We start from the raw sequence: 25,439 nt of genomic DNA on the forward strand, positions 1-25,439 counted from the left end.
GGGAACCTAGGGTGAGCGGATGACCTCCTGGAGCGCCGCAGACATCCCCGACCAGACCGGCAGGACGTTCGTCGTCACCGGTGCGAACAGCGGACTCGGAGAGGCGACCGCGCGAGCCCTCGCCGACCGGGGCGCCTCGGTGGTGCTCGCCTGCCGCACCGTCGAGAAGGGCGAGGCGGCCGCCGCCAGGATGGGCGGCGACGTCGTCGTCCGGCGGCTCGACCTGGCCGATCTCGTCTCGGTGCGGGAGTTCGCCGAGGCGACCGGGCCGATCGACGTGCTCGTCAACAACGCAGGAATCATGGCGGTGCCGGAGGGGCGCACGAAGGACGGCTTCGAGCTGCAGTTCGGCACCAACTTCCTCGGCGCGTTCGCGCTGACCGGGCTCCTGCTGCCGCGGATCGCCGACCGCGTGGTGTCGCTCTCGAGCCTCGCCCACCGCTTCGGCACGCTCGACTTCGATGACCTGAACTGGGAGCGGCGCCGCTACAGCGCATGGCCGGCCTACGGGCAGTCCAAGCTCGCCGACCTCGTCTTCGCGTTCGAGCTGCACCGGCGACTGCGCCGGGCCGGCTCGAGCGTCGGCTCGATGGCCGCGCACCCGGGGATGTCGGTCACCGAGCTGCACACGCACACCGGCGGCGGTCAGGGCGCGATCATGGGCGCCATGATGCGCGCGATCGGCCAGAGCGGCGACGACGGCGCCCTGCCGACGCTGCTCGCCGCGACGTCGCCCGACGCCCGCTCCGGCGCCTACTACGGGCCGGGCGGTCTCGGCGAGGTCCGCGGGGCACCGCGCCAGGTGAACCCGAACCGTGCCGCCCGCGATCGGGACAGCGCACGCCGACTCTGGGACCGCGCCGTGGAGCTCACGGGGGTGTCGCCGCTCGACGCCGCCTGAGCGCGCCTGCTCCTTCCGTACACTGGCGAGCGCGCGGGACGCCGCCGCCGGATTCCGAGGAGGGCATCGTGGCAGCACGACGAACGACCGCCGCCGCGACGCTGCACGACGTGGCCCGGGCGGCGGGAGTGTCGCTCGCGACCGCGTCGCGCGTGCTCAACGGCAGCGCTCGCAAGGTGCAGGGGGAGTACCGCGAGCGGGTCGAGGCGGCCGCGGCCGAGCTCGGCTACTCCGCCAACCCGGCCGCGCAGGCCGTCGCGCGCGGAACGACGTCGACGATCGCGCTGCTCGTCAGCGACATCACCGACCCCTACTTCTCGGGCATCGCCTCCGGAGTGATCGGCGCCGCCGACGCGGCCCGGCTGGACGTGCGGATCGCCGTCACCGATCGCGACCCCGACAAGGAGCTGGGACTCGTCCGCTCGCTTCGCGGCGGGCGTCCGCGCGTCATCGTGCTGGCCGGCAGCCGCTTCGCCGCCGACCGGCACCGCGACGCGCTGATCGCCGAGCTGCAGGCCTACGAGGCGTCCGGCGGGCGGGTGGCGATGATCAGCCAGGGCGGGCTGCCGTTCCCCTCGGTCCAGGTCGACAACCGCGCCGGAGCCCGGGCGCTCGCGGCGGCGCTCGCCGAGGCCGGCTACCGGCGCTGCGCGATCGTGCGCGGGCCCGCGGCGGTGCTCACCTCCTCCGACCGGGTCGAGGGATTCCGTGAGGGCTTCGCGGCCGCGGGGGTCGACGTCGACCCGAGTCTGATCGTGGAGGCGCCGCTCACCCGCGACGGCGCGTTCGAGACGGCGGCCGCGCTGCTGGCCGAGCGCTCCGGCGACATCGACCTCGTCTTCGCCGTGACCGACCTGATGGCCGTCGGAGTCGCCTCCGCGATGCGCGCCGCCGGCGTCGAGCCCGGCGCGCAGATGGGCGTCGCGGGCTTCGACGACGCGCCGATCGCGGAGGACGTGCACCCCGGGCTGAGCACCGTCGCGGTGCCGCTGGCGGCCCTCGGCGAGCGCGCCGTCGCGGCCGCCCTCGGCGACGAGGCCGACGGCGCGTCCGTCGAGCTGCCGACCCGCGTCGTGCTCCGCGCGAGCACGCCGCGGCGCCCCGAGCCGGCCGCGTAGCCCGAGCCGCCGCCTCTTGCTGGTCGAGTAGCCGCCTCGGCTTTGCTGGTCGAGGAGCCGCCTCCTCTTTGCTGGTCGAGTAGCCGCCTCGGCGGCGTATCGAGACCCACCTTGTCCGGTCGTCCGGGAGCAGGCGTCCTCCCCAGCCTCCGATTGCCCACGTTGTCCCCGATCTGCCCAGGTCGCCGTTCGCATGACAGTGGCCCCTGCTTCAATACTTGTATGTCAAAAGATGAGGATGCAGCAGCACTTGCGGAGGTGCGCGACTGCTTCGACGACTCCGCCGCCGACGAGCGCTCCACCTCCCCGACGCGCCTCCGGGCGGCCGAGCGCCTGCACCGCGGCTACCGGCTCGCCCTCGCCATCCCGGACGCGTTCGCCCGCGGCGCGTCCCGCAGCGAGACCCGCGACCTCGTCGAACGCTCCATCCGCGCCGAGCTCGCCCTGACCTTCGGCCTCTCGGAGCGGGAGATCTCCCGCCGTCTCGAGACCGCGCAGATGCTGATGGAGCACCTTCCTCTCACCCGCGTGCTGCTTCGCGACGCGAAGATCCTGTGGGACGTCGGGGAGGCGATCTGCCGGACCGCGAGCAGCCTCCCCGAGGAGTCCCGCTCTGCGCTGGACGAGCGCGCGGCCGAGGCCGCCGTCACGATGACCACCGCGCAGTTGCGCCGTGCACTCGGCCGCTGGCGCGAGGGGCTGCACGAGCAGCCGCTCGCCGAGCGGCACGCGCGCGCGAAGGAAGACCGCGCCGTCTGGGTCACGCCGGACGTGGACGGCATGGCGACGCTGTGCCTGCACGCTCCGGCCCCGGCCGTGTCCGGGGCGTACGACCGGCTCCGGCGCATCGCCCGCACCCTCCGCGACGAGGGCGATCCGCGCACCCTTCAACAGTTGAGCGCGGATGCCGCCGTCGATCTGCTGTGCGACGGCGACATCGCCGGCACCACGCCCGACGCGGAGCACCGGCCGGACCCGACGTTCGTCCCCGGCCTCCGCGCCGAGGTGCGGCTCACGCTCGCCGCGTCCACCGCTGTCCGCCTCGACGACGCGCCCGCGGACCTCGACGGCTACGGACCCGTCCCCGCCGAGATCGCCCGCGAACTGATCCGCACCGCCGCGTCGTTCACCCGGGTTCTCACCGACCGGGACACCGGCGCCGTCGTCTCCGTCGGCCGCACCTGGCGCGTGCCGCCGCCGCAGATGCGCCTGCACGTGCAACTGCGGGACCAGACCTGCCGGTTCCCCGGCTGCACCCGCAGCGCGTCGAGGGCGGAGGCCGATCACTCGATCGAGTGGCGCCACGGCGGCGAGACCTCGCTCGAGAACCTCGTCTCGCTCTGCACGTCCCACCACCATGTGCGGCACGGGGATCAGTGGAGCTACGACAGGGACGACGACGACGGGTCCATCACCTGGACGACGCCGACCGGACGGCGCATCAGTACCCGGCCACCGCCGCTCCCCGGGCGACCGCCCGAACCGCCGCCGCGACCGCGGTTCGTCGACGTGCCGGCGCCGTTCTGACGACGGTGGATCTCGATACGCCCGCTCCGCGGGCTACTCGATCAGCAAGGAACACGGACCGCTCGATCAGCGAGGAGCGCGGGCCGCTCGATCAGCGAGGAGTGCGGACCGCTCGATCAGCGAGGAGTGCGGACCCCTGCTCGATCAGCAGGCAGGGTCCGCACCTCCCTGGGAGATCCGCCCTTCCTTGCTGGTCGAGTAGCCCGCAGGGCGTATCGAGACCATCGTGATCAGGCGCGCCCAGCCGGAGATTCCAGGCGCCCGCTCCACGGGGTGCTCGATCGGCGTGAACATCGGCGTCGGGCTCGGAAAGCGCTTGCCCAGACCGATCCGGCGCCGCTAGCATCAGGAAAACGCTTCCCCTCCCTCCGAAAGGCGCACCGTGTCAGAGTCGACCACCCCCACCCTCGGGATCATCCTGAACGGCGCCTCCGGCCGGATGGGCTACCGCCAGCACCTCGTCCGCTCGATCCTCGCGATCCGCGAGCAGGGCGGCGTGCTGCTCTCCGACGGCACCCGCGTGCAGATCGAGCCGCTGCTGGTCGGCCGCTCCGAGGCGAAGCTGGCCGAGCTGGCCGGCAAGCACGGCCTCACGAACTGGACCACCGATCTCGACGCCGCGCTCGCCGACCCGAGGTGGCAGGTCTACGCCGACTTCCTCGTGACGAAGGCGCGCGTCCCCGCGATCAAGAAGGCGATCGCCGCCGGCAAGCACATCTACACCGAGAAGCCCACGGCGGAGTCCTACGCCGAGGCGCTCGAGATCGCCGAGCTCGCCAAGGAGGCCGGCATCAAGAACGGCGTCGTGCACGACAAGCTCTACCTGCCCGGACTGCAGAAGCTCAAGCGTCTGATCGACTCCGGCTTCTTCGGCCGCATCCTCAGCGTCCGCGGCGAGTTCGGCTACTGGGTGTTCGAGGGCGACTGGCAGGCCGCCCAGCGCCCGAGCTGGAACTACCGCAGCGAGGACGGCGGCGGCATCATCGTCGACATGTTCCCGCACTGGAACTACGTGCTCGAGAACCTCTTCGGCCCGATCGAGGGCGTCTACGCGAAGGCGACCACCCACATCGAGACCCGCGTCGACGAGAGCGGCGCGCCCTACACCGCGACCGCGGACGACGCGGCGTACGCCATCTTCGACCTCGCCGGCGGCATCACCGCGCAGCTCAACTCCTCCTGGGCGGTGCGGGTCGACCGCAAGGAGCTCGTCGAGTTCCAGGTCGACGGCACGCTCGGCTCGGCCGTCGTCGGCCTCTTCGGCGCCAAGATCCAGCCGCGCGTCGCGACGCCCAAGCCCACCTGGAACCCGGACCTCCCCGAGACGCATGACTACGCCGAGGACTGGCAGGAGCTGCCCGTCAACGACGTCTTCGAGAACGGCTTCAAGACCCAGTGGGAGCAGTTCATCCGCCACGTGGTCGAGGACGCGCCGCACGAGTACGACTTCTTCGCCGGCGCGCGCGGCGTGCGTCTCGCCGAGCTCGGCCTCGAGTCCTCGCGCGAGGGCCGCCGGATCGACGTGGCCGCGCTCGACGCCGCCGCGGACGCCGAGGCGCTCGCGCAGGCGGGCGCCGTCCAGTGACCGGGCTGACCCTCCTCGGCGCCGACGGCGCGACCCGCTCGATCGAGCTGCTGCCCGCTCCGGCGCACACGAGGCCGACCGCGCCGCTGCGCTCCCGCACCGCCTACGCCGCCGCGCACGTCGTCCCGCTCGTGCACGGCGAGAACCGCCCCGGGCATCCGGCCGAGATCGACTGGGACGCCACGCTCGGCTTCCGCCACCACGTCTGGTCCTGGGGTCTCGGCGTCGCCGACGCGATGGACACCGCGCAGCGCAACATGGGCCTCGATTGGGCCGCGACGCAGGAGCTGATCCGCCGCAGCGCCGCAGAGGCCGCCTCGGTCGGCGGCGCGCTCGTGGTCGGGATCAACACCGACCAGCTCGTCGACGACGTGGTCTCGCTCGACACCGTGATCGACGCCTACGTCGAGCAGCTCGTCTTCGCCGAGGACGCGGGGGCCGAGGTCGTGCTGATGGCCAGCCGCCACCTCGCCTGCGCGGCCGGGAGCGCGGCCGACTACGAGCGGGTCTACGCCGCCGTGCTCGCCCGCGCCACGCGGCCCGTGGTGCTGCACTGGCTCGGCACCGCCTTCGACGCCGTGCTCGAGGGCTACTTCGGCGCGGCCGACCCGGTCGATGCGTTCGACGTCGTGCAGCGGATCATCGAGGACAACCTCGACTCCGTGCGCGGCATCAAGATGTCGCTGCTCGACGCGGACGCCGAGATCGCGCTGCGCTCGCGACTGCCCGAGGGCGCGACGCTCTTCACCGGCGACGATTTCAATTACGTCTCCCTCATCGAGGGCGCCGCCGACGCCGACGGCACCACCCGCTGGTCGGACGCGCTGCTGGGCGCCTTCGCCGCGATCGCGCCGGTCGCCTCCGCGGCGATCCAGGCGCTCGACGCGGGCGACTCCGCCGAGTACTGCCGCGTGCTCGGCCCGACCGAGGCGCTCTCGCGTCAGGTCTTCGCCGCGCCGACGCAGTACTACAAGACCGGCGTCGCCTTCCTCTCCTGGCTGAACGGCCACCAGTCGGCGTTCTCGATGGTGGGCGGGCTGCACTCCGCGCGCTCGCTGCCGCACCTGTCCGAGATCGTGCGGCTCGCGAACGCGTCCGGCGCGCTCGAGCGGCCGGAGCTGGCGGCCGACCGCTGGACGGGGCTGCTCGCGCTGAACGGCGTCGAGGTGACCCGGCGCGCCGAGCGGCTGCACCTGGTCGAGGCGGTGAACGCGTGAGCGACGTCGATCCGCGGCTCTCGCTCAACCAGGCCACGATCAAGCACGCCTCCCTCGACGAGGCGCTCGACGTCACCGCGGCGGCCGGCCTCGGCAGCATCGGCCTCTGGCGCGAGCCCGTCGCCGAGGTCGGGCTGGCGGAGGCCGTGCGCCGCGTCGCCGACTCGGGCCTGCGCGTCTCCTCGCTCTGCCGTGGCGGCTTCTTCACCGCGCCGGAGGGGCCGGAGCGCCGTGCCGCGATCGACGAGAACCGGCGCGCGATCGAGGAGACGGCGGCGCTCGGCGCCCCCGCGCTCGTGCTCGTCGCCGGTGGTCTGCCAGCCGGCTCGCGCGATGTGATCGGGGCCCGCGCCCGCGTGCAGGACGCGCTGGCCGAGCTGGCGGACGACGCCGCGGCGGCCGGGGTGCAGCTCGCGATCGAGCCGCTGCACCCGATGTACGCCTCCGACCGCGCCGTCGTCTCGACGCTCGGTCAGGCCCTCGACCTGGCCGCGCCCTTCGACGCGGCGGCGGTCGGCGTCGTCGTCGACACCTTCCACGTCTGGTGGGAGCCGCAGGTCCTCGCGCAGATCGCCCGCGCCGGGGCGGAGGGCCGGATCGCGAGCTACCAGGTCTGCGACTGGGCGACTCCGCTGCCGGCCGACGTGCTGCTCGCCCGCCGCTACCCGGGCGAGGGCGTCATCGACTTCGGATCGCTGACCCGCGCGGTCGTCGAGGCGGGCTACGCCGGCGACGTCGAGGTCGAGATCTTCCACCAGGAGGTCTGGGACACGGCGTACCCCGAGGTGGCGGAGCGCGTCGTCGCGTCGTTCGCCGAGTGCGTCGCGCCGCACCTCTGATCGGCGCACCCCTGAACTCCCGGTCCGCCGTCGCTGGAGGGTGAGCGGCGGACCGGGATCATCCCCTGTCGGCGTTCAGCTCCAGGCCAGGCCGAGCTCGGCGAACGTCGTCTCGCGGCGCAGTGCCTCCTGGAGGGCCCTCTCGACGCCGGCGACGACGCGGTGCCGCCCCTCGACGTCCTCCACCTCGCGCCAGGCGTCCTCCGGCAGCGCGCGCGGCGCCGGCGCGGCCATCACTGCGTCGAGCAGGCGCATGAAGCCGCCGGTGCGCTCGATCCCGGCCTGGAGCGGCGTGCCCAGCTCGCGGGCGGCGAGCAGCCCCTCGAACGGCGTGATCCGGTCGAACTGCAGCGTGCGCGGCGGCAGGCCCTCACGCTCCAGCTGCACGACATCGAGGGTGTAGTAGAACCGCAGCGTCCCCCGGGTGCCGACGATCTCGACGGAGGGCTCCTCCGGCCGCTCGGCGCAGAGGGTGACCGCGGTCGTGACCCGGAGGCCGTCCGCCAGGGTCAGCACCGCGACCGAGGTGTCGTCGGACTCGATGTCGTTGGCGCGGCGGAGGTCGAGCCGCACGTCGACGACGTCCTCGAGCCGATCGGCGCCGGCGAGGGTCAGCGCGGTCGCGGTGGCGTGCGCGAAGGGGTTGGTGAGCACGCCGTCGGCGACCACCGCTCCGCCGAGGGTGCGGCGGCCGGCCCAGGGGGAGCGCGCCCAGTAGCGGTCGTCGCGCACCCACACTCCGGAGGCGCCGTAGCGGACGACCTCGCCGATCTCGCCGCCGCCCACCGCCGCCCGGATCGCCGGGATCGCGGACGAGCCGAGGCTCTGGAAGCCGACCTGCACGAGCGCACCCGCGGCCGCGGCCCGGTCGACGATCGCACTGAACTCGGCGAGCGAGGCGGCCGGCGGCTTCTCGAGCAGCAGATCGTTGCCGTGCTCGAGGGCCGCGAGCGCGATCGCGGCGTGGGTGTGGATCGGGGTGCTGACGATGATCACGTCGGTGCCGCCGCGGGCGAGGAGTCCCGCCGCGTCGGGGTGGTGCTCGACGCCGTCCGGGAGCGGCCCGTCGACCGGCGGCCGCGGATCCGCGACCCCGACCAGCCGCACCCGCCCGTCGCGGTGCGCCGCGAGCACGGCGCCGAGGTGCGAGGCCCCGTAGCCGCCGATGCCCACCAGCCCGATCCGCGGGATCACGGGCGTGCTCCGTCGGTGGAGCCGGACCGGTCGTCTCGTCTGCGCGCCGTCATCCGGTCAGAATAGCGGAAAGCGGTTACCACGCGGTGGTCCGCTCAGCGGGACGGGTCGATCATCGTCATGCCGGCCGGGCTCGCGCGGTCGAAGACCGGCAGCAGCTCCGCCGCCTCCGCGAGCCCGATGGTGCGCTCGATCAGGCGCTGCGGGGCGAGCACGCCCTGCTCGATCAGGCGCAGCATGCCGGGATAGTCGCGGGCCGCCATGCCGTGGCTGCCGAGCACGTCGAGCTCCCAGGCGATGACGCGCGCCATCGGCACGCGCGGGTGGCCCTCGACCGGCGGGAGCAGGCCGATCTGCACGTGCCGGCCGCGGCGGCGCAGGCTCAGCAGGGCGTCGGCGCAGGTCTGCTCGCTGCCGACCGCGTCGACCGAGACGTGGCCGCCGCCGCCGGTGAGCGCGTGCACCGCGGCCGGGAGATCGCTCCCGTCGGCGAGGAGGACGTGCTCGGCGCCGACGCTCGCCGCGACCTCGAGGGCCGCGGGATTCCGGTCGACCGCGATCACGCGGGCGCCGAGCGCGTGCGCCACCATCACGGCGCTGAGGCCGACCCCGCCGGCGCCGACCACGGTCACCCACTCGCCCGGGAGCACCCGAGCCCGGCCGACGAGTGCGCGGTAGGCGGTGGCGAAGCGGCAGCCGAGGCTCGCCGCCGTCGCGAAGTCGACGCCGTCGGGGATCGCCACGAGGTTGGTGTCCGCCGCGTGCAGCGCGACCGACTCTGCGAACGAGCCCCAGTGCGTGAAGCCCGGCTGCTCCTGAGCGGGGCACACCTGCGCGTCGCCGCGCAGGCACCACTCGCAGCGACCGCAGCCGCAGACGAAGGGCACGGTCACCCGGTCACCGACCGCCCAGGAGCGGACCTCGGCGCCCACCTCGGTGATCACTCCGGCGAGCTCGTGCCCCGGCACGTGCGGGAAGGCGAGGTCGTCGTGCCCGGCCCAGGCGTGCCAGTCGCTCCGGCAGAGGCCCGTGGCCAGCACCTGCACGACCACGCCGTCGGCCGGGGCGACCGGCGTCGGGACGTCGCGGACCTCCGGCTCGCCGCGGACGGAGTCGAGGACGAGAGCGCGCATGCCCTCATCCTGGCAGCGCCTGTCGATCGGCATCGCGGAGGAGGGAGAGCCGGGTGATGCTCCGCGCATCGTCGTCGCAGTCCCAGACCTTGCTGCGTCTCATCGTCACCGCGCCGAGCCGCCGGGCGAAGTATCTGTTCGCCCACTCGTACTCCGACCACTCCGGGTCGAGGAGGTAGGCGCTCAAGCGGCCGAGAAGCGCGCAGATCCAGTCCGCGGCCTGAACGGTCTGGTAGAGGTGGCTCTCGACCTGCATCGGCGGCTCGATGAGGTGGCGACCGCGTGCGTCGCTGAAGATGAAGCCGCTCGCGGAGGCGAACGCCTCGATGCGCGACCTGTCGTCGACCTCGTCGAGCACCATCATCAGCGATGTCTCCGGATCCGAGCCCTGCCCGGTCCGAATGATGGTCTGGATGAGGGCGTGGTCGTATCGACTGCGAGCGGTCTCCAGCACGACGGAGGGGTCGCCGACCGGCTTGAGCTGGCCGTAGAAGAACACGCGTCCGCCGTCCTTCTCGAGGCGGGCGACGAGGCGATTGACCGCCCGGCGCACTTCCGGGTAGCGGTCGATGTTCGTCGTCGTGAGGAGGGCGCTGCCCTTCTTCTCCCAGCGGCTGGCGTGGACGCCCGACTGCTCGAGCTCCCACGCCAGCAGGCGGTTCTTCAACTGGAGGAAGAACGAGCCGAAGCTGCGCACCCGATCGGCGGGCAGCACGACTCCGCCGAAACCGAAGACCGGGTGCGTCCGGTACCTCGCGTCGGTCCGTGAGACGTAGGGTCCGATGTGACCGAACTCGTCGAGCTAGGCGATGTGCATCGCACCATGAAACACGAAGGCCCACGCTCTCGCGTGGGCCTCGGAAGTGGAGCGTCGCGAAGCAACGCGTCCGAGAACGATCGTAGCAGGAGCGTCTCGCGGGCCGCGGCTCAGCGACCGGCGCTGTAGTGGTTCTGGATCTGGGTGGCCGTGAGGGCGGTCGAGTAGACGGCGGCGTAGCGCAGGCTGCCGGAGAAGGAGGCGGGGCCGACGTTCGTCCAGGAGCCGCCGAGGGTGTCGTAGCCGATCTTCCAGTAGCCGGTGGTGTTCTCCGGGCTGCGGAAGGCGGTGTTGCCGGCGACCTTCACTCCGTCGAGCCAGAGACTCATGCCGGTGCTCGGCGAGAGGGTGGAGACGACGTGGTGCCAGGCTCCGTCGTTGACGGCGTTCGGGCTGGTGATCGCCTCGACGCCGCTGTTGTAGATGCCGAAGACGAGGCGGCCGTTGGCGCCGATGTAGGTGTGCCGGTCGTACTGGCTGCCCGCGGTGTCGCGGCTGCTGTTGAAGGAGAAGAGCTTGCCGCCCGCGACGGTGGTCTTGAACCAGATCTCGGTGCTGAAGGTGGTCGGGTTGACGAGCTGCAGCGGCGTGCTGAGGTACCCGTTCGTGCCGTTCAGCAGCCAGGAGCCGCCGGCGTCGCGCGGGCAGGCCTTCGGGGTGGTCGCGGAGCTGGTCATCCCCGGGCGATAGGTGCCGGGGTAGGCGCCGGAGTCGGTGTCGGCGGCGGTCGTCGATCCGCTCGTCTGGGCGAGGGTGTACGAGAAGAGCGCGTCGCCCTTGTCCGCGGCCACCGCGGAGTCGCAGGTGAAGAAGGCGGCGGCGCTGCCGACGGTGTTGGTCGAGTTGCGGATCGAGGCGACGTAGGCGCCGGAGGTGGCGGGGGCGAGGAGCAGCACGGCCGAGAGGGCGGCGACTAGCAGGGCCGCGAGGGTGACGCGGGTGCTGCGCGGCGCGCGGGCGCGGCGGTGGCGGCTCATCGCGCGGGCTCGGGCTCGGGCTCGGTGGTCTCGGTCTGGGCGGTCTGGGTGGTGCGGGCCCGGCGGCCGTGCTCGCCGCGCGGCTCGTCCCCCGCGGGGAGGCCGACCAGCACGGTCCAGAGCACGGGCGCGGCGCAGACCGCGCCGAAGAGGATCCAGCCCCAGAGCGGCAGGTGCAGTGCCGAGGAGACGTTGTAGAAGTCCTCGCCGTTGGCGGGGACCTGGATGCTGCCGACCTGGCCGGAGACGAGGTCGGCGTGGGTTCCGCCGACCGCCGTCACGCGGATCGGCAGCAGGCCGACCGAGACGAGCGAGGCGTCCGTCTGCCCGTCCTCGACGGTCGCCTCGAGGACGACGATCCCGACGAACGGGCGGAGCACGAAGACGGTGAACGAGGCGACCAGCGAGATGCCGAGCACGCGCATCGCGGCGCGATGGGTGGGCGAGGCGAGCAGGCGGGAGAGCAGCAGGACGAGGACGGAGCCGGCGAGGAGCATCGGCAGGCCCTTCGCGAGCCAGCCGACGCCGGGGAGCGCGACGACGACCTTGCCGATCAGCTGCTCGGCGCCGGTCGCCCACGGGTCGGTCGCGCCGTTGATGTCGCCGCGGGTGACGAGCGTGCCGTCGGCCGCGAGGTCGACGACGCGGTGGGTGTAGGTCTCGTCGGGCGTGGTGCTGGGGTGGAAGCTGACGACGTCGCCGACCCGGATGTCCGCGAGGGGCGTCGGCGCGGTCAGGACCAGGGTGCCGACGGGCGCGGCGGTGCCCATCGAGGGCGTCTGCACGATGAACCAGCGGCCACCGGAGAGGTGGAAGAGCAGGGCCGCGACGACCAGGGCGGCGACGGCGGCGGTGACGATCCAGGTGGCGAGGGTGCGCAGGCGGGTGCGGGGGGAGCGGGGGGAGCGGGGCTCGGGGGTGGTGCCGGGGGTGGTGGGGGCGGTGCCGGTCGGGACGGCGGTGGAACCGGGGAGCGCGGGTGCGGGGCGGGTCAGCAGCGTGGTCACGGGTCCACCTCCTCGGCGGGAGGGGGCCGCCCAGGTGGCGGCCCCCGGTGCGGGTGTCGGGTTGTGCGGGTGTCGGGTTGTTCGGGTGTTGTGGGGGGTGTTTCTCGGGGTGGGGCGGGTGCTCCGGGGGAAGCTGTCTTCGGTGGTGGATCTCGAGACGCACGCTGCGCGGGCTGCTCGATCAGCGGGGACCGCTCGATCAGCTGGCGAAGGTCCAGGTCAGGGGCAGCGAGGCGGAGAGGCCCTGGTAGGTGTTGCCGGCCGAGGAGTCGAGCGTGACGGCGATGGTGAAGGGGGTGCTGGTGCCGGCGGTGACGGGGGTGGCGGAGAGCGACTTGGCGGCGGTGCCGGCGAGGGCGGCGGCGGTGCCGCTGTAGACGGTGGTGCTGCCGCTGGTGATGACGACGTTCAGCTTGGAGCAGAAGTCGGTCGCCGTGCCGGACGCGCCGGCGGCCGCGTTGGCCGACTGGGCGCAGGTGGCGCCCGGGGTGAGCGTGAAGGTGTTCGCCGAGACGGTGCCGGTGTTCTTGATGGTGATCGCGGTGCTGACGGTCTGGCCGGGGACCATGGTGGTCGATCCGCCGAACTTGTTGATGGTCGAGCAGGTCGCGGTGTTGGTGCTGACCGAGCCGCCGTCGGTGCTGAGGCAGGTGACGGGCGTGGTGCCGGTCGACTTCTCCTCCATGACGAGCGAGCCGGAGGCCGCGGTGTTGTTGGTGTTGGTGATGCTGGCGACGAAGCCGGACAGGGTTCCGGACATCGAGACCGACAGCAGCGCGGCGGCGGCGACGCTGGTGGCGAGGACGAGGGGGGCGAATCGGACGCGCTTGCGCTTGGCGGTGTGGTTCGACATGACAGGACTCCTGATCGGGTAGAAGGTGAACTGCCGTGCAGTTCGCTGTGGGGTGTTGCTGTCCGGCCTTCGCTGGCGAGGTCCGGCTGGCTTGCTGGTAAAGTTACTTGACCACAAAGATACTTTGCAATCGTTCTATTGCCCCCTGTTCGAGGGACGGGCCGCACGACACGGCCCGGCTCTCAGCCGCCACCGAGACGACACCGAGAAGGCCCGCATGGACTCACCGATCACGCCCCCCGGCGCCTCGCCTCAAGGCTCGCCCGACGGCACGGCCCTGCGGCAGGCGCTGCGGCAGCTCGAGACCGCGCAGCGCGAGCTCCGCACCGCCGTCGCGCTGGACGTCGGCCTCGGCATCTCGGAGCTGAGCGCGCTGGAGGCGCTCGCCGAGGCGCCGGGCCTGACGCCGAAGTGGCTGGGGCTCGAGCTGTCGCTGACGACGGGCGCGGTCACCGCGCTGCTCGACCGCCTCGCGAAGGCCGGGCACCTCGATCGCGTCTCGAACCCCCAGGACCGCCGCAGCGTCCTGCTCCGGCTGACCGACTCCGGGACCGCCCTGCTCGCGACCGTCGACGAGCGCTACGGCGCGGTCGGCGCCGAGGTGCTGCGGGCGTCGCCGCGGCTGGGGGAGGACGAGATCGTCGAGGACCTCGCGCGGGCGGCCGCGGTCATCACGGCGCACACCATCGGCTGACCCCGCCGCTGACCACGAATCCGCTCACCTCGCGAGGTCAGTTCTGCGTCGCGCGGTCCTTCCGCAGCGACCACCGGTTGCGGCTCGCCGTCCGCTCGTAGTCGAACTCGGTCACCAGCGCCTGGATCAGCGCGAGACCCCGGCCGGACTCCGCGAACGCGTCCGGCATCTCGCGCGGGCCGGCGTCGATGCCGGGCGGGTCCGCGGTGTCGATCAGCTCGGCCCGGATCGCGTCGTCGTCGACGGTGACGACGAGGTGGCAGAGCACCGCGGTGGCGGAGGTGGCGTGCTGGAGGACGTTCGAGGCCAGCTCGACGACGGCCGTCTCGAACGCGATCCGGTCGCGCGCGTCGACGTCGTCGCGCTCCGCCCAGAGTGCGGCGAGCAGGTCGTGCACGACGTCGATCTCGTCGGGCGGAGTCCGGAAGGCGAGCGAGCGCTCAGTCACGGTACGCGTCGCCCGCGGAGTCGGAGCACGCGAGCACGCGGTCGAGGTTGGACAGCTCGAGCACCATCGAGACCTGCGCGCTCGGCGCCGCGATCCGCAGGTCGCCGCCGGCCTGCCGGGCGCTCTTCAGGCAGGCGACGAGCGCGCCGAGCCCCGTCGAGTCCATGAAGTCGATCCCGCTCAGCTCGACGACGATGCGGATGCCGCCCTCGTCGATCGAGCTCCGCACGGCGGTGCGCAGCTCGCCGGCCGTGGCCGTGTTGAGCCGGCCGGTGCCGCTGATCACGGCGATGTCGGGGGCGATCGTCCCGGTGCTGAAGGTCATGCGTGCTCCTCGTCGGTGTCCGCCGGTCCGGCGGAGGGCGGGGCCTCGTGCGTGCGCGTCACGAGGAGGGCGGTGATGTCGTCGATCGCGCGGCCGGAGCCGGCGAGGGCGGTCAGGGCGGTGAGGAAGCCGATGGCGCCGTCCGAGCTGCGGACGAGATCCGCCGCGAGGACCAGCGACTGCAGCGTCCCGTCGAAGAGGTCGAGCACGCCGTCGGTGAAGGAGACCAGGGAGTCGCCCACGTCCAGCTGCACCGTCTGCGTCACCCAGCCGCCGTCCTCCGTGATGCCGAGCGGCAGCCCGAGGGCGGCGAGCCGGTGGAAGGAGCCGTCCGCGCGGACGATCACGGTGAGCCCGTGACCGGCGTCGACGAACTCGATCCGCCCGGTCGCGGTCTCGAGCCGGCCGTGGAAGAGGGTGGCGAAGGTCTCGGTGGCGGTGAAGTCCGGCAGCAGCTGCTCCGCGACCGCCGCGACGACGGCGTCGGGCGCGCCGCCCGCCCGCGCGCGGAAGGCGGAGCGGATGCCGGCCGCCAGGATCGCGGCTCCCGTGCCCTTGCCCATCACGTCGACCAGGGTGAGGTCGACGACGTCCTCGGTGGCGCTCCAGCTGTAGAAGTCGCCGCAGATCTGCCACTTGGGCAGCGACGCCCCGGCGAGGTCGTAGCCGGCCGGGTGGCGGAACGCGCCGGGAGCGAGTCGCGCCTGCACGTCGGCGGCGCGGTCCCACTCCGCCGTGTCGCGCAGCTCGCGCTCGACCCACTGCCCGAACTCCTCGAAGAGCAGCTCCTCGTCGCGGCTGAGCGCGCGCGGGACGAAGTCGAGCAGGCAGAGGGTGCCGAGCTGCAGCCCGTCCTCCACCGAGAGCGGGCGGCCGGCGTAGAACTGCACGTGCGGCGGACCCGAGACGTGCACGTGCTGCGCCCAGGCGCCGTCGGAGCCGAGGTCCGGGACGACGAGCGTGCTCCGCTGGGCGAGGGTCGCGTCGCAGAAGGTGCCTGCCCGGGGGTAGGAGACCGGGCCGTCGGGCTGCGGCGACTTCGTGAAGAGCGTCGTCTCGTCGAGGAGGTGGATCTCCGCCACCGGCACGCGGAAGAGCTCCTGCGCCATCCGGGTGATGCGGTCGAAGCGCTCCTCGGGGCCCGAGCCCATCAGGCCCAGGGCGTCGAGTGCTGCCGACGCGCGTGCCGCATCAGGCACCTCGGCCATCGACGGATCCTGACCGGTCTGCTGCGCCATCGTCTCCCGCGTTCTCCGTGCCGGAGGCGGTTCGTGCCCCCGCGACGACCGTAGCGTCCGGCGTGGAGGAGACCGGCGCTCAGGCCCCCTTCCCCACCCGGACGGGGGTCGGCCGTCCATCACTCCGCGGAGATTGCACTCAGTGGCGGTTAGTGCAAGTATGCACTCCATGCACGAAACCGTGGCGACCCCGACCCGACGCGACCGCCGCGTGTCCGAGCGGCGCAGCGCGCTCGCCCGCACCGCGCGCGAGCTGACGATCCGCCACGGCTTCTCCGGCTTCACCGTGGAGGAGCTCTGCGAGGAGGCCGGCGTCTCGCGCCGCACCTTCTTCAACTACTTCCCGAGCAAGGAGTACGCGATCGTGGGCCGGCCGGAGGAGGGGCTCGACGACGAGAGCGTCGCGCCGTTCCTCGCGCGCCGCCCCGGCGTCACCCTGCTCGAGGACCTCGTCGACCTCGGAGCGGTGCACTTCGCCGCGATCGGGCTGAACGCCGACAGCGTGCGCGAGTTCGTCGCCGTCGCCGACCGCGAGCCGAAGCTCCTGCAGGCCCTGCTCGACGTCGGCACCCAGCGCGACCTCCTCGTCGCCGACCTCGTCGCGCGGCGCGAAGGGCTCGACGCCGCCGATCCGGCCGTGCTGCTCGCCGTGCAGACCGCCGGCACCGTGATCCGCAGCGCCGTCGGCGCCTACCTCGACTCCGACGGCTCCGTGCCGCTCGAGCGCCTCGCCCGCGACCGCATCGCGGCCGTGACGCGCCTCCTCCTGGGCTGACTCCGCCCCGCCTGCCCCTGACCCCTCACGCCCCACCCGACCCCGAGGACACCATGACCGCCACCGCCTCTCCGCTCCTGCTCACGCAGCGCCGGATCTGGATCATCTTCTCCGCGCTGATCGCCGGCATGCTCCTCTCCAGCCTCGACCAGACCATCGTCTCGACCGCGATGCCGACCATCGTCGGCCAGCTCGGCGGCGTCGAGCACCAGGCCTGGATCACCACCGCCTACCTGCTCGCGACCACGATCGTGATGCCGATCTACGGCAAGTTCGGCGACGTCCTCGGCCGTCGCACGCTGTTCCTGATCGCGATCGCGCTGTTCACCCTCGCCTCGGTCGGCTGCGCGCTGGCCGGCGACTTCTGGTCGTTCGTCGTCTTCCGCGCGCTGCAGGGCCTCGGCGGCGGCGGGCTGATGATCCTCTCGCAGGCGATCATCGCCGACATCGTGCCCGCCAACGAGCGCGGCAAGTACATGGGCCCGCTCGGCGCCGTCTTCGGCCTCTCGGCCGTCGCCGGACCGCTGCTCGGCGGCCTCTTCGTCGACCACCTCACCTGGCAGTGGGCGTTCTACATCAACATCCCGGTCGGCATCGCGGCCTTCGCGATCGCCTGGTTCGCGCTGACCCTGCCGAGCAAGCGGGCTACCAAGCGGATCGACGTGCCCGGCGTCCTGCTGCTCTCGATCGCCACCACCTGCCTCATCTTCTTCACCGACTTCGGCGGCGACGCCGCGCACGGCTGGGGCGCCCTCGAGACCTGGGCTTTCGGCGCCGGCCTGATCGCCGCGGTCGCCGGCTTCATCTGGGTGGAGTCGCGGGCCGAGGACCCGATCATCCCGCTCAGCCTCTTCCGCAACCCGATCTTCGTGAATGCGACGGCGATCGGCCTCACGCTGGGCCTCGGCATGTTCTCGGCCATCGCCTTCGTGCCGACCTTCCTGCAGATGGCGTCCGGCACCTCGGCCGCCGCGTCCGGCCTGCTGATGCTGCCGATGATGGCGGGCCTGATGGGCACGTCGATCTACTCGGGCATCGCGATCTCGCGCACCGGCCGCTACAAGGCCTTCCCGATCGTCGGCGCGCTGCTGACCGGGCTGGCGATGGCGGCGATGACCACGCTGACCGCCGAGACGCCGATCCCGCTGATCTGCGTCTACCTCTTCTTCTTCGGCGCCGGGCTCGGCCTGATCATGCAAGTCATCGTCCTGGTCGTGCAGAACGCGGTCGCCCCCGAGATGATCGGCACGGCGACCAGCACGAACAACTACTTCCGCGAGGTGGGCGCCTCGCTCGGCGTCGCCGTGTTCGGCACGATCTTCACCAACTCCCTCGCGGAGAAGCTGACCGGCGTCTTCACCGACGCAGGCGTCGCCGACGTCGGCGGCGCGACCGCCACGCTCGACCCGCAGGCGCTGAACGCCCTGCCGGACGACGTCCGCGACGGCGTCGTCCGCGCCTACGCCGAGTCGCTGGCGCCGGTGTTCTGGTACCTGCTGCCCTTCATCGCGATCGCCTTCGTGCTCGCGCTGCTGCTGAAGCAGATCCCGCTGTCCGACCAGTCGGGCATGGTCGCGCGCGGCGAGGCCGTCGGCGGCGAGGAGGCGGAGCGCCTGCACCGCGAGAGCCTCGCGGCACCGGCCGCCGGGGTGCGGTCGGAGGCTCCGGAGGACGCGCGCGCGGACCGCTGACGCGGCTCAGGGCGGGCTCGCAACGAAGGGCGAGCAGGCGCTATAGGAGGAATCTCGAGTGGTCAGTGACAGGGCACTGCGCCAGAACTGCTCCCACGCCACTGTTCTCCTCGAGCCAGTCACGAAGGTCGGTCGCCACGTAGCCGGCGAGATCGAGAAGCGCTCCATGCGCGTCGCCCAGGGAGAGTCTCACCGTGCTCCCATCCGGCCGCTTCTCTCCAGCGAGGGGAACGCCCCAGACGATGTGCTCGTGATGCGCGATCCGATTGCGGAGCGACTGCACTGGTCGAGCGGTCTTCTCGACCGTCGCTCGATCGAGGGCTCCCGCGTGAGGGAACGCGTGCCGAAGAGCAGGCTTCCAGAGCAGCGTGTCGTATATGCGGCGCTCCCTCATCGGCTCCTCGCCGTGATAGCCGCCCCGACCGAGGATCTTCACCCAGAAGCCGAACATCAGTGTTGCGACGAGCTTTCCCTGGACGACGTCCGGAGCCGCAGCTAGGCGCGCCAGCCTTCCGGTCCTCCACGCCTGAGCGATGAGCGTCAGTGTCTCGTCATCCAGAAGGTCCGTTCTGCTGTACCAGTCGACGCCGTGGGCCCGGGTGAGCTGCGCGGCCATGGCCGACCTCATCGCCACCTCGACAGTCGCGAGATCATCGAACACTGCGAGCGCCGCGCGCGAAGCCCATCGGTACACCTCGATCGCCGGCACCGCCGTCGCAGCGCATGCGGCGGTGTACGGCGCCAGTCGAGGTGGAGGGATGAGGGCGACGAGTCGATGCACGGCTGCTCGATTCTTGCGAGGGTCGACAGATGCCGACTACCGTTGGAGTTCTAGCCCCCGGCGCAGCGCACTGACGTGTGACGGCCGGGGTTCTCTCGTTCGGACCGCGCGGCCTCCTCCGGACCGGCGACCGGGGCGCGAGCTGCGGCCGCCGCAGGTCCGGTCAGGAGGACGCGTGTCCCACTCCGTCGACGAGCAGGCCGTCGCCTTCGAGGCGGAGCGCGGCCGGCTCACCCGGCTCGCCTCGCGGCTGCTCGACGACCACCACGAGGCCGAGGACGCGGTGCAGTCGGCGTGGCTGCGCCTGCACGGCACGACGGCCCCGATCGACAACCTGTCGGCCTGGCTGACGACGGTCACCACCCGGCTCTGCCTCGACAGGCTGCGCGCGCGGATCCCCGAGGCCGCCGAGCTCGTCGAGACCGGCACGGGCACCGAAGGCGCGGGGCTCGAGCGCGCCGAGGCCGTCGGCCAGGCCCTGCACGTCGTCGTCGAGAGCCTGACGCCCAACGAGCGCGTCGCCTTCGTGCTCGCCGACAGCTTCGGTGTCGACTTCGCGACCATCGGCGAGATCCTCGGGCGCAGCGCGGTCTCGGCCCGCAAGCTCGCCTCGCGGGCGCGCGCCAAGACCGCGGGAGGACTCGCGGACGGACCGGTCGCCGACTGGCAGGTGGTCGACGCGTTCATGGCGGCGGCGCGGGGCGGCGACCTGGCGCGCCTGCTGCTGCTGCTCGCACCGGGGGCGAGCATCCGGGCCGACGCGGATGCGCTCGCCGCGGGGACCCCCGAGAAGATCGACGGGCGCGAGGCGGTGGCCGCCTTCTTCGACGGCAGCGCGCACGCGGCGCTCGCCGCGGTCGTCGACGGGCGGCCGGGAGCCGCCTGGTTCCACCGCGGAGCCCCGCGGGTCGCGTTCGACTTCACGGTCGCGGACGGGCGGATCGCCGCCGTCGTCTTCCGGGCGGACCCGGCCGTGCTGGCGTCGATCCGCCGGCGCGAGGGCGCCGCGGTCGACGCGGGCTGACCTCGCTCCGGCGTGTCGTGTCACATCGGCGGCCTCCCGGCCGTCGAACAGGAGAGAGGCCCACTCGGGCCCCCGACAGAAGGAGCACCCGATGAAGACCATGACCTGCCGCCAGCTCGGCGGACCCTGCGATCTCGAGCACCGCGGCGACTCGGCCGACGTCGTCATCAACCTGCAGGACCGGCACCTGCGCGACGCGGTCAAGGCCGGCGACGTCGTCCACGAGGAGGCGCGCAACGACATGAAGAACCGCTGGCGCCACCCCGTGCAATCGATGGGCTGGTACAACGGCGCCAAGCGCACGTTCGCCGAGCTGCCGGAGGGCTGACCCCGCTGATCCGCCCCGAGGGCCGCTTCCGGCTCGCAGAAACCGCGAGATTCCGCGTGCCGGACGCGGAACGACGAGCCGGAGGTCTGCCGGTGCCAGCTCCGGCTCGCGAAACGGCCCTCGGCTCGCGGGAACTGCCGGATTCCGCGTGCCGTAGGCGAATTGACGAGCCGGAGGTCCGCCGGTGCCACCTCCGGCACGCAGAATCGGCCCGGGCTCGCAGAATCGGCTCCGGCCCGCCGGAACCTACGGCGAGACCATCCCGCCGTTGACGTTCAGCGTCTCGCCGACCACGTAGCTCGACTCCGCCGAGGCGAGGAAGACGTAGGCCGGCGCCTGCTCGGCCGGCTGCGCCGCGCGGCCCATCGGCGCCTCGCTCGAGCCGAAGTCCGGAAGGCTCTCCGGGTTGACGCCCGCGGTCACCTGCAGCACCGACCAGGTCGGCCCCGGCGCGACGACGTTCACCCGGATGCCCTTCGCCGCGAGCTGCTGCGCCAGCCCCTTCGAGAGGTTGTTGATCGCACCCTTGGTCATCGCGTAGTCGAGCCGGTCCGGCGCCGGCTTGTGCGCCTCGGCCGAGGCGGTGTTGATGATCGTCGAGCCCGCGGGCAGGTGCGGGAGGGCCGCCTTGATGATGCGGAACGGCGCGAACACGTTGATCGCGAACGTCGTCTCGAACTGCTCGTCGCTCAGCTCGAGGACGTCGTCCTGCCAGACCTGCTTCCCGGCGACGTTGACGACGGTGTCGAGGCCGCCGAGCCCCTCGACGGCCTTCGCGACGAGGTCGCGGCAGTACTGCGCATCGGTCAGGTCGCCGGGGATCGTCACGGCGGTGCGGCCGGCCGCGCGGATCAGCTCGACGACGTGCTGCGCGTCCTCCTCCTCGTCCGGGAGGTAGGCGAGGGCGATGTCCGCACCCTCGCGGGCGAAGGCGATCGCGACCGCGGCGCCGATGCCGGAGTCGGCGCCGGTGATCAGCGCGCGACGGCCGGTCAGGCGGCCGGTGCCGCGGTAGCTGTCCTCACCGAGGTCCGGGACCGGGGTCATCCGCGACTGGAGGCCCGGCTCGGGCTGCTGCTGCACCGGCGGGGTCACGTTCGGGTACTGCGTGGCGGGGTTCGTGAAGGTGTACTGGTCGGGCATGGGGTCCTCCGGACGTGGTCGAGCGGCCGGGCCGACGCGGTTCCGCGGTGCCGGCCCTCCTCGACGCTAGCCGCGGCCCGCGTGCCGGCGGAGGAGGTTGACGGGCGCCCCGATCGTCCTGCGGCGCCTGCCGTCCACCCCCGGGCGATACGGTCGTGGTCATGCCGTCCCGCCCCGTCTCCGCCGCGAAGCGCCGCCTGGCCATCTCGGCCTTCATGCTCGTCTTCGGCATCGGGATGGCCTCCTGGGTCGTCCGGACTCCGGCGGTCCGCGACCTGCTCGCCGCGTCCACCGCCGAGATGGGCCTGGTCCTGCTGGGCCTCTCGGTCGGCTCGATGAGCGGAGTCCTGTCCTCCGCCGCGGTCGTCCGGCGGCAGGGGGTGCGCTTCACCGTCGTGATCGGCGGCGCGTCCTTCGTCACCGGCATCGCGCTGACCGGCGTCTTCGCCGAGCTGTCGACCCCGTTCGGCGTCGCCGCGGGCCTCGCCCTCGTCGGCTTCGGCATCGGCATCTCCGAGATCGCGCTGAACGTGGAGGGAGCGGCGCTCGAGACGCTCACCGGCCGCTCCGTTCTCCCCGCGCTGCACGGCTTCTACAGCCTCGGCACCGTCACCGGCGCGGTGGCGGGTATCGGGCTCACGGCGATCGACTTCCCCGTCGTCTGGCAGCTCGTCGGAGTGGCGGTCGTCGCGCTCGCACTGCTGATCACCGTCATCCGGTCCATCCCCGTCGAGACCGGGCGGGTCGAGCGCGCCGTCGAGGGCGCTCCCCGCGAGAAGACTCGCTCCACCCCCGTCTGGCAGCAGCCGCGCGTGCTGATGCTCGGCCTGATCGTGCTGGCCCTGGCGCTGGCCGAGGGGTCGGCGACCGACTGGCTGCCGCTGCTGATGGTCGACGGTCACGGCGTCTCCGCCACCGTCGGCACGGTCGTCTTCACCGCCTTCGCGGCCGCGATGACGGTCGGCCGCTTCCTCGGCACGCCGCTGCTCGCGCGGTTCGGCAAGGCGACCGTGCTGCTGGCGAGCACCCTCGTCTCGGCGCTGGGGATCGGCATCGTCGTCTTCGCCGACAACGCGGTCGTGGCGGGTGCGGCCGTCGTCCTCTGGGGCCTCGGCGCGGCGCTCGGCTTCCCGGTCACCCTGTCCGCCGCGGGCGAGAGCGAGGACCCGACCTCCGCCGTCGCCGCCGTCGCGACCGCCGGCTACATCGCCTTCCTGGTGGGCCCGCCGCTGCTCGGCTTCCTCGGCGAGCACTTCGGCCTCCGCGGCGCGATGGCCATCGTCCTCGTGCTGGTGGCCCTCGCCTCCCTGCTCACCTCCGCCGCGAAGCCCCGCGCGGCCCGCGAGCGCGTCCCGGCCTGACCGCCTCCTCGACCGCTGAGACGTCCCGCAACGGTCGACGCGTCCAGCAGCAGGTGGACGTCTCGACCGTCCGAGGACGTCTCGTCGGGCGAGCTCAGTCCGCGACGACCCAGGGGAACGCCTCGGCGCGGGAGCGCGCGCCCTGGCGGGCCTTCGAGCGGTTCGGCTCCTCGACGTCGGCGAGCAGCCGCTCGGACTGGCGGACGAGCTCGGCGAAGCGATCGGTGTCGAGCCAGTCGGGGCGCATCGCGAAGACGAGGTCCTCGGTCGCGGTGTTGCCGCTCGCGCCGGGCGCGAACGGGCAGCCGCCCAGCCCGCCGAGAGCGCCGTCGACGACGGTCGCGCCGGCGCGGACGGCGCTGAGCGCGTTGACCACGCCGGCGCCCCAGGTGTCGTGACCGTGGAAGACGATCTCCCGCGGCGGCGTCTCGGCCGCGACGCGGGAGACCAGCGAGAAGACCTGCTCGGGGTGCGCCTGGCCGAGGGTGTCGCAGATCACGACGTCCTCGGCGCCGGCGGCGCGCGGGTCGTTCGCGAGGGCGAGCACCCGCTCCTCGGGCACCGGACCCTCGAACGGGCAGGTGAACGACGTGGCGATGCAGAGCTGGATGCGCCCGCCCACCGCGTGCGCGAGGGCGACGGCCTCGGGCATCGCGTCGAGACTCGCCTCGGTGCTCCGGCCGATGTTCGCGCGGTTGTGGGAGTCGGACGCCGAGAAGCAGTACTGGAAGTTGCGCGCGCCGGCGGCCGCCGCCCGCTCGATGTGGCGCGGGGTCGCCACCCAGACCCAGCAGTGCTCCAGCTCCTCCGGCGTCAGCGCCGCGACGACCTCGAGGGTGTTCGCCATCGGCGGCACGAGGTCTCCGCGGGCGAGCGAGCCGATCTCCAGCTCGGGGACGCCGGCCGCCAGCAGCGCCCGGACCAGCTCGACCTTGCGCTCGGTCGAGAGCAGCTTGCCGGTCAGCTGCAGTCCGTCACGGAGGGTCACGTCGCGCAGGCGGGCGGTGCGCTCGCGGGTCATCGCGCTCCCTCCGCGTCGTCGTCGCGCGGCGTGGTGGAGAGCATGGCGAGGACCTCCTCGGTGTCGTGGCCCAGGACGGGCGCGAGCGTGCGGATGGGCAGCGAGCGCTCGCCGAGCACCGGGACGATGCCGGGGAAGCCGACGCCCTCGATGACGCCGGCGCCGGTGTCGACGTCGAACTTCTGGATCATGCCACGGGCGGCGTACTGCTCGTTCGCGCTGATGTCGGCGGCGGTGAGGATCGGGCCGGAGGGGACGCCGTTCTCGTCGAGGATCGTCAGCGCCTCGGCGGAGGTGGTTCCGGCGGTCCAGGCGCCGATGGCGGCGTCGAGCTCGTCGCGGCGGCGCCAGCGGCCGTCGTTCGCGACCAGATCGGCGTCCTCCGCCAGGTCGGGGCGGCCGATGATCGCCATCAGCCGCTGGAAGATCGCGTCGCCGTTCGCCGCGACGACGATGCTGGCGCCGTCGCCGCAGAGGTAGGCGTTGGTCGGCGCGATGCCCTCCATCCGCCCGCCGACGCGCTCGCGGACGATGCCGTGCGCCTGGTAGTCGGGGATCAGCGACTCCATCATCGAGAACATCGCCTCGTTGAGCGCGACGTCGATCACCCGCTCCACCAGCGGCGCCGGGCCGAGACCGGCGGCGCGGCGGGTCTCGCGCTGGAAGAGCGCCATCATCACTCCGTAGCCGGCGTAGAGGCCCGCGATGGAGTCGCCGATCGAGACGCCGACGCGCACGGGCGGGCGGTCCGGGTCGCCGACGAGCTCGCGGAAGCCGCCCATCGCCTCCGCGACCGCCGCGAAGCCCGGGCGGCTCGATAGCGGCCCGGTCTGGCCGAACGCGGAGATGCGGCCGATCACCAGCTCGGGGTTGGCCTCGTTCAGCACGTCCGGTCCGATGCCCCAGCGCTCGAGCGTGCCCGGGCGGAAGTTCTCGAGCACCACGTCGCACTCGGCGGCGAGCCCGCGGACGGCGTCGCGGCCCTCCTCCGTGCGCAGATCGAGCGCGACCGAGCGCTTGTTGCGGTTGAGGGTGTGGAAGAGCATCGACGTCGTCGACCCGGGATGAAGCCGCCATTTGCGCAGCTCGTCGCCGCTGCCCGGGCGCTCGACCTTGATGACCTCGGCGCCGAAGTCGGCGAGCAGCCGCCCCGCGGTGGGCGCGGCGATGAAGTTGCCGAGCTCGAGGACGCGGACGCCGGCGAGCGGGGCGGGTGCGGATGCGGGCGGTGCGGATTCGGGCGGTGCGGATGCGGGCGGTGGCGGGGGTGCAGCGGTCATGTCGGCCTTCCGGTCCCCACGAGCGTGCCACGGATCCTCGCCGCCGTCTCCGCCCGACGCGGGAGGCGCCACTCCTCCCCAGGACCCGATCCGCGCAGTTGTCCACCGAAGACCTCACCCGCGCCACGATGGACGGAGGTGAGCATTACTCTCCTTGCCGTG

General features: G+C 72.9%; 24 protein-coding genes and 1 pseudogene. 12 read left to right on the forward strand and 13 right to left on the reverse strand.

Going from position 1 to position 25,439, the window contains the following annotated elements; all coding sequences use genetic code 11:
• Positions 1 to 19 precede the first annotated feature (19 nt).
• The 6 genes from GSU72_RS03195 to GSU72_RS03220 all read left to right on the forward strand — a co-directional run bounded on the left by GSU72_RS03195 (position 20) and on the right by GSU72_RS03220 (position 7,187).
• Positions 20 to 901: an oxidoreductase gene (locus GSU72_RS03195; protein WP_159983666.1), complete on the forward strand. Its 882-nt coding sequence runs from the start codon at positions 20 to 22 to the stop codon at positions 899 to 901.
• A 68-nt stretch (positions 902 to 969) separates the two neighbouring features.
• Positions 970 to 2,019, forward strand: a complete 1,050-nt coding sequence (locus GSU72_RS03200) for a LacI family DNA-binding transcriptional regulator (RefSeq protein WP_244255949.1) — start codon at positions 970 to 972, stop codon at positions 2,017 to 2,019.
• Between the two features lie 222 nt (positions 2,020 to 2,241).
• Positions 2,242 to 3,546: an HNH endonuclease signature motif containing protein gene (locus tag GSU72_RS03205; protein ID WP_159983668.1), complete on the forward strand. Its 1,305-nt coding sequence runs from the start codon at positions 2,242 to 2,244 to the stop codon at positions 3,544 to 3,546.
• 439 nt (positions 3,547 to 3,985) lie between these two features.
• Positions 3,986 to 5,131 carry a Gfo/Idh/MocA family oxidoreductase gene (locus GSU72_RS03210; RefSeq protein WP_159986612.1) on the forward strand — a complete coding sequence of 382 codons (1,146 nt, stop codon included), beginning with the start codon at positions 3,986 to 3,988 and terminating at the stop codon, positions 5,129 to 5,131.
• Positions 5,128 to 6,348, forward strand: coding sequence for a DUF993 family protein (locus GSU72_RS03215; RefSeq protein WP_159983670.1), 1,221 nt, complete (start codon positions 5,128 to 5,130; stop codon positions 6,346 to 6,348). Before GSU72_RS03210 ends, GSU72_RS03215 begins: the two co-directional genes overlap by 4 nt.
• Complete coding sequence (locus GSU72_RS03220) at positions 6,345 to 7,187, forward strand: sugar phosphate isomerase/epimerase family protein (RefSeq protein ID WP_159983672.1); 843 nt, start codon at positions 6,345 to 6,347, stop codon at positions 7,185 to 7,187. Before GSU72_RS03215 ends, GSU72_RS03220 begins: the two co-directional genes overlap by 4 nt.
• Positions 7,188 to 7,262: 75 nt before the next feature.
• Here GSU72_RS03220 and GSU72_RS03225 read toward each other — a convergent pair whose 3' ends face one another.
• From GSU72_RS03225 to GSU72_RS21180, 6 genes and pseudogenes are all read right to left on the reverse strand, one after another.
• The gene (locus GSU72_RS03225; RefSeq protein ID WP_159983674.1) at positions 7,263 to 8,381 is read right to left on the reverse strand and encodes a Gfo/Idh/MocA family oxidoreductase; all 1,119 of its coding nucleotides are present in this window, start codon (positions 8,379 to 8,381) and stop codon (positions 7,263 to 7,265) included.
• Between the two features lie 95 nt (positions 8,382 to 8,476).
• Positions 8,477 to 9,514 (reverse strand): zinc-dependent alcohol dehydrogenase family protein, encoded by a 1,038-nt coding sequence (locus GSU72_RS03230; RefSeq protein ID WP_159983676.1) that lies wholly within the window; start codon positions 9,512 to 9,514, stop codon positions 8,477 to 8,479.
• Positions 9,515 to 9,518: 4 nt separating this feature from the next.
• A pseudogene (locus GSU72_RS03235) lies at positions 9,519 to 10,304 on the reverse strand (DUF3800 domain-containing protein); the annotation flags it as partial.
• A 137-nt stretch (positions 10,305 to 10,441) separates the two neighbouring features.
• Complete coding sequence (locus GSU72_RS03240) at positions 10,442 to 11,308, reverse strand: LamG domain-containing protein (RefSeq protein ID WP_159983678.1); 867 nt, start codon at positions 11,306 to 11,308, stop codon at positions 10,442 to 10,444.
• Positions 11,305 to 12,315: a S26 family signal peptidase gene (locus GSU72_RS03245; RefSeq protein ID WP_159983680.1), complete on the reverse strand. Its 1,011-nt coding sequence runs from the start codon at positions 12,313 to 12,315 to the stop codon at positions 11,305 to 11,307. Before GSU72_RS03245 ends, GSU72_RS03240 begins: the two co-directional genes overlap by 4 nt.
• Positions 12,316 to 12,514: 199 nt before the next feature.
• Entirely contained in the window at positions 12,515 to 13,168 is a 654-nt protein-coding gene (locus tag GSU72_RS21180; protein ID WP_167306089.1) for a hypothetical protein, read from the reverse strand.
• A 217-nt stretch (positions 13,169 to 13,385) separates the two neighbouring features.
• Between GSU72_RS21180 and GSU72_RS03255 the strand changes: the two genes are divergently transcribed.
• Positions 13,386 to 13,862, forward strand: coding sequence for a MarR family transcriptional regulator (locus GSU72_RS03255; RefSeq protein WP_159983681.1), 477 nt, complete (start codon positions 13,386 to 13,388; stop codon positions 13,860 to 13,862).
• A 37-nt stretch (positions 13,863 to 13,899) separates the two neighbouring features.
• Here the strand turns inward: GSU72_RS03255 and GSU72_RS03260 are convergent, their stop codons facing one another.
• From GSU72_RS03260 to GSU72_RS03270, 3 genes are read right to left on the reverse strand one after another with little or no spacing between them, the layout of a single operon-like run.
• On the reverse strand, positions 13,900 to 14,310 hold the full coding sequence (locus GSU72_RS03260; protein ID WP_159983682.1) for an ATP-binding protein: 411 nt from the start codon (positions 14,308 to 14,310) through the stop codon (positions 13,900 to 13,902).
• Complete coding sequence (locus GSU72_RS03265) at positions 14,303 to 14,635, reverse strand: STAS domain-containing protein (protein ID WP_159983683.1); 333 nt, start codon at positions 14,633 to 14,635, stop codon at positions 14,303 to 14,305. The genes GSU72_RS03260 and GSU72_RS03265 overlap by 8 nt, the downstream gene beginning before the upstream one ends.
• On the reverse strand, positions 14,632 to 15,873 hold the full coding sequence (locus tag GSU72_RS03270; RefSeq protein ID WP_159983684.1) for a GAF domain-containing SpoIIE family protein phosphatase: 1,242 nt from the start codon (positions 15,871 to 15,873) through the stop codon (positions 14,632 to 14,634). The genes GSU72_RS03265 and GSU72_RS03270 overlap by 4 nt, the downstream gene beginning before the upstream one ends.
• A gap of 169 nt (positions 15,874 to 16,042) precedes the next feature.
• Here GSU72_RS03270 and GSU72_RS21265 point away from each other — a divergent pair, with 169 nt between their 5' ends.
• Together GSU72_RS21265 and GSU72_RS03280 are read left to right on the forward strand one after the other, a co-directional pair.
• Entirely contained in the window at positions 16,043 to 16,648 is a 606-nt protein-coding gene (locus tag GSU72_RS21265; protein ID WP_244255950.1) for a TetR/AcrR family transcriptional regulator, read from the forward strand.
• Between the two features lie 53 nt (positions 16,649 to 16,701).
• Positions 16,702 to 18,339, forward strand: a complete 1,638-nt coding sequence (locus tag GSU72_RS03280) for an MDR family MFS transporter (RefSeq protein ID WP_159983685.1) — start codon at positions 16,702 to 16,704, stop codon at positions 18,337 to 18,339.
• A gap of 40 nt (positions 18,340 to 18,379) precedes the next feature.
• On the opposite strand, the gene GSU72_RS03285 is transcribed toward GSU72_RS03280, so the two are convergent.
• Entirely contained in the window at positions 18,380 to 19,120 is a 741-nt protein-coding gene (locus tag GSU72_RS03285) for a hypothetical protein (protein WP_167306078.1), read from the reverse strand.
• Positions 19,121 to 19,295: 175 nt separating this feature from the next.
• Between GSU72_RS03285 and GSU72_RS03290 the strand changes: the two genes are divergently transcribed.
• Both GSU72_RS03290 and GSU72_RS03295 read left to right on the forward strand, forming a co-directional pair.
• The gene (locus tag GSU72_RS03290) at positions 19,296 to 20,144 is read left to right on the forward strand and encodes a sigma factor (protein WP_244255951.1); all 849 of its coding nucleotides are present in this window, start codon (positions 19,296 to 19,298) and stop codon (positions 20,142 to 20,144) included.
• Between the two features lie 91 nt (positions 20,145 to 20,235).
• Positions 20,236 to 20,472: a hypothetical protein gene (locus GSU72_RS03295; protein WP_159983687.1), complete on the forward strand. Its 237-nt coding sequence runs from the start codon at positions 20,236 to 20,238 to the stop codon at positions 20,470 to 20,472.
• A 246-nt stretch (positions 20,473 to 20,718) separates the two neighbouring features.
• On the opposite strand, the gene GSU72_RS03300 is transcribed toward GSU72_RS03295, so the two are convergent.
• Complete coding sequence (locus GSU72_RS03300) at positions 20,719 to 21,615, reverse strand: SDR family oxidoreductase (protein WP_159983688.1); 897 nt, start codon at positions 21,613 to 21,615, stop codon at positions 20,719 to 20,721.
• Between the two features lie 161 nt (positions 21,616 to 21,776).
• Here GSU72_RS03300 and GSU72_RS03305 point away from each other — a divergent pair, with 161 nt between their 5' ends.
• Complete coding sequence (locus tag GSU72_RS03305; RefSeq protein ID WP_159983690.1) at positions 21,777 to 22,976, forward strand: MFS transporter; 1,200 nt, start codon at positions 21,777 to 21,779, stop codon at positions 22,974 to 22,976.
• A gap of 94 nt (positions 22,977 to 23,070) precedes the next feature.
• Here the strand turns inward: GSU72_RS03305 and GSU72_RS03310 are convergent, their stop codons facing one another.
• Both GSU72_RS03310 and GSU72_RS03315 read right to left on the reverse strand, forming a co-directional pair.
• The gene (locus GSU72_RS03310) at positions 23,071 to 23,997 is read right to left on the reverse strand and encodes a hydroxymethylglutaryl-CoA lyase (RefSeq protein WP_159983692.1); all 927 of its coding nucleotides are present in this window, start codon (positions 23,995 to 23,997) and stop codon (positions 23,071 to 23,073) included.
• Positions 23,994 to 25,277: a CoA transferase gene (locus GSU72_RS03315; RefSeq protein WP_159983694.1), complete on the reverse strand. Its 1,284-nt coding sequence runs from the start codon at positions 25,275 to 25,277 to the stop codon at positions 23,994 to 23,996. The genes GSU72_RS03310 and GSU72_RS03315 overlap by 4 nt, the downstream gene beginning before the upstream one ends.
• Positions 25,278 to 25,439 lie beyond the last annotated feature (162 nt).

The organism is Rathayibacter sp. VKM Ac-2760, from assembly GCF_009834185.1.
In the GTDB taxonomy this organism is placed as follows: Bacteria; Actinomycetota; Actinomycetes; order Actinomycetales; family Microbacteriaceae; genus Rathayibacter.

Coding starts and splice junctions, on each gene's coding strand:
- GSU72_RS03195 (WP_159983666.1), top strand. CDS start 20: ATGACCTCCTGGAGCGCCGCAGACATCCCCGACCAGACCGGCAGGACG.
- GSU72_RS03205 (WP_159983668.1), top strand. CDS start 2,242: ATGTCAAAAGATGAGGATGCAGCAGCACTTGCGGAGGTGCGCGACTGC.
- GSU72_RS03210 (WP_159986612.1), top strand. CDS start 3,986: ATGGGCTACCGCCAGCACCTCGTCCGCTCGATCCTCGCGATCCGCGAG.
- GSU72_RS03230 (WP_159983676.1), bottom strand. CDS start 9,514: ATGCGCGCTCTCGTCCTCGACTCCGTCCGCGGCGAGCCGGAGGTCCGC.
- GSU72_RS03240 (WP_159983678.1), bottom strand. CDS start 11,308: ATGAGCCGCCACCGCCGCGCCCGCGCGCCGCGCAGCACCCGCGTCACC.
- GSU72_RS21180 (WP_167306089.1), bottom strand. CDS start 13,168: ATGTCGAACCACACCGCCAAGCGCAAGCGCGTCCGATTCGCCCCCCTC.
- GSU72_RS03255 (WP_159983681.1), top strand. CDS start 13,386: ATGGACTCACCGATCACGCCCCCCGGCGCCTCGCCTCAAGGCTCGCCC.
- GSU72_RS03265 (WP_159983683.1), bottom strand. CDS start 14,635: ATGACCTTCAGCACCGGGACGATCGCCCCCGACATCGCCGTGATCAGC.
- GSU72_RS03270 (WP_159983684.1), bottom strand. CDS start 15,873: ATGGCGCAGCAGACCGGTCAGGATCCGTCGATGGCCGAGGTGCCTGAT.
- GSU72_RS21265 (WP_244255950.1), top strand. CDS start 16,043: ATGCACGAAACCGTGGCGACCCCGACCCGACGCGACCGCCGCGTGTCC.
- GSU72_RS03280 (WP_159983685.1), top strand. CDS start 16,702: ATGACCGCCACCGCCTCTCCGCTCCTGCTCACGCAGCGCCGGATCTGG.
- GSU72_RS03295 (WP_159983687.1), top strand. CDS start 20,236: ATGAAGACCATGACCTGCCGCCAGCTCGGCGGACCCTGCGATCTCGAG.
- GSU72_RS03300 (WP_159983688.1), bottom strand. CDS start 21,615: ATGCCCGACCAGTACACCTTCACGAACCCCGCCACGCAGTACCCGAAC.
- GSU72_RS03305 (WP_159983690.1), top strand. CDS start 21,777: ATGCCGTCCCGCCCCGTCTCCGCCGCGAAGCGCCGCCTGGCCATCTCG.
- GSU72_RS03310 (WP_159983692.1), bottom strand. CDS start 23,997: ATGACCCGCGAGCGCACCGCCCGCCTGCGCGACGTGACCCTCCGTGAC.
- GSU72_RS03315 (WP_159983694.1), bottom strand. CDS start 25,277: ATGACCGCTGCACCCCCGCCACCGCCCGCATCCGCACCGCCCGAATCC.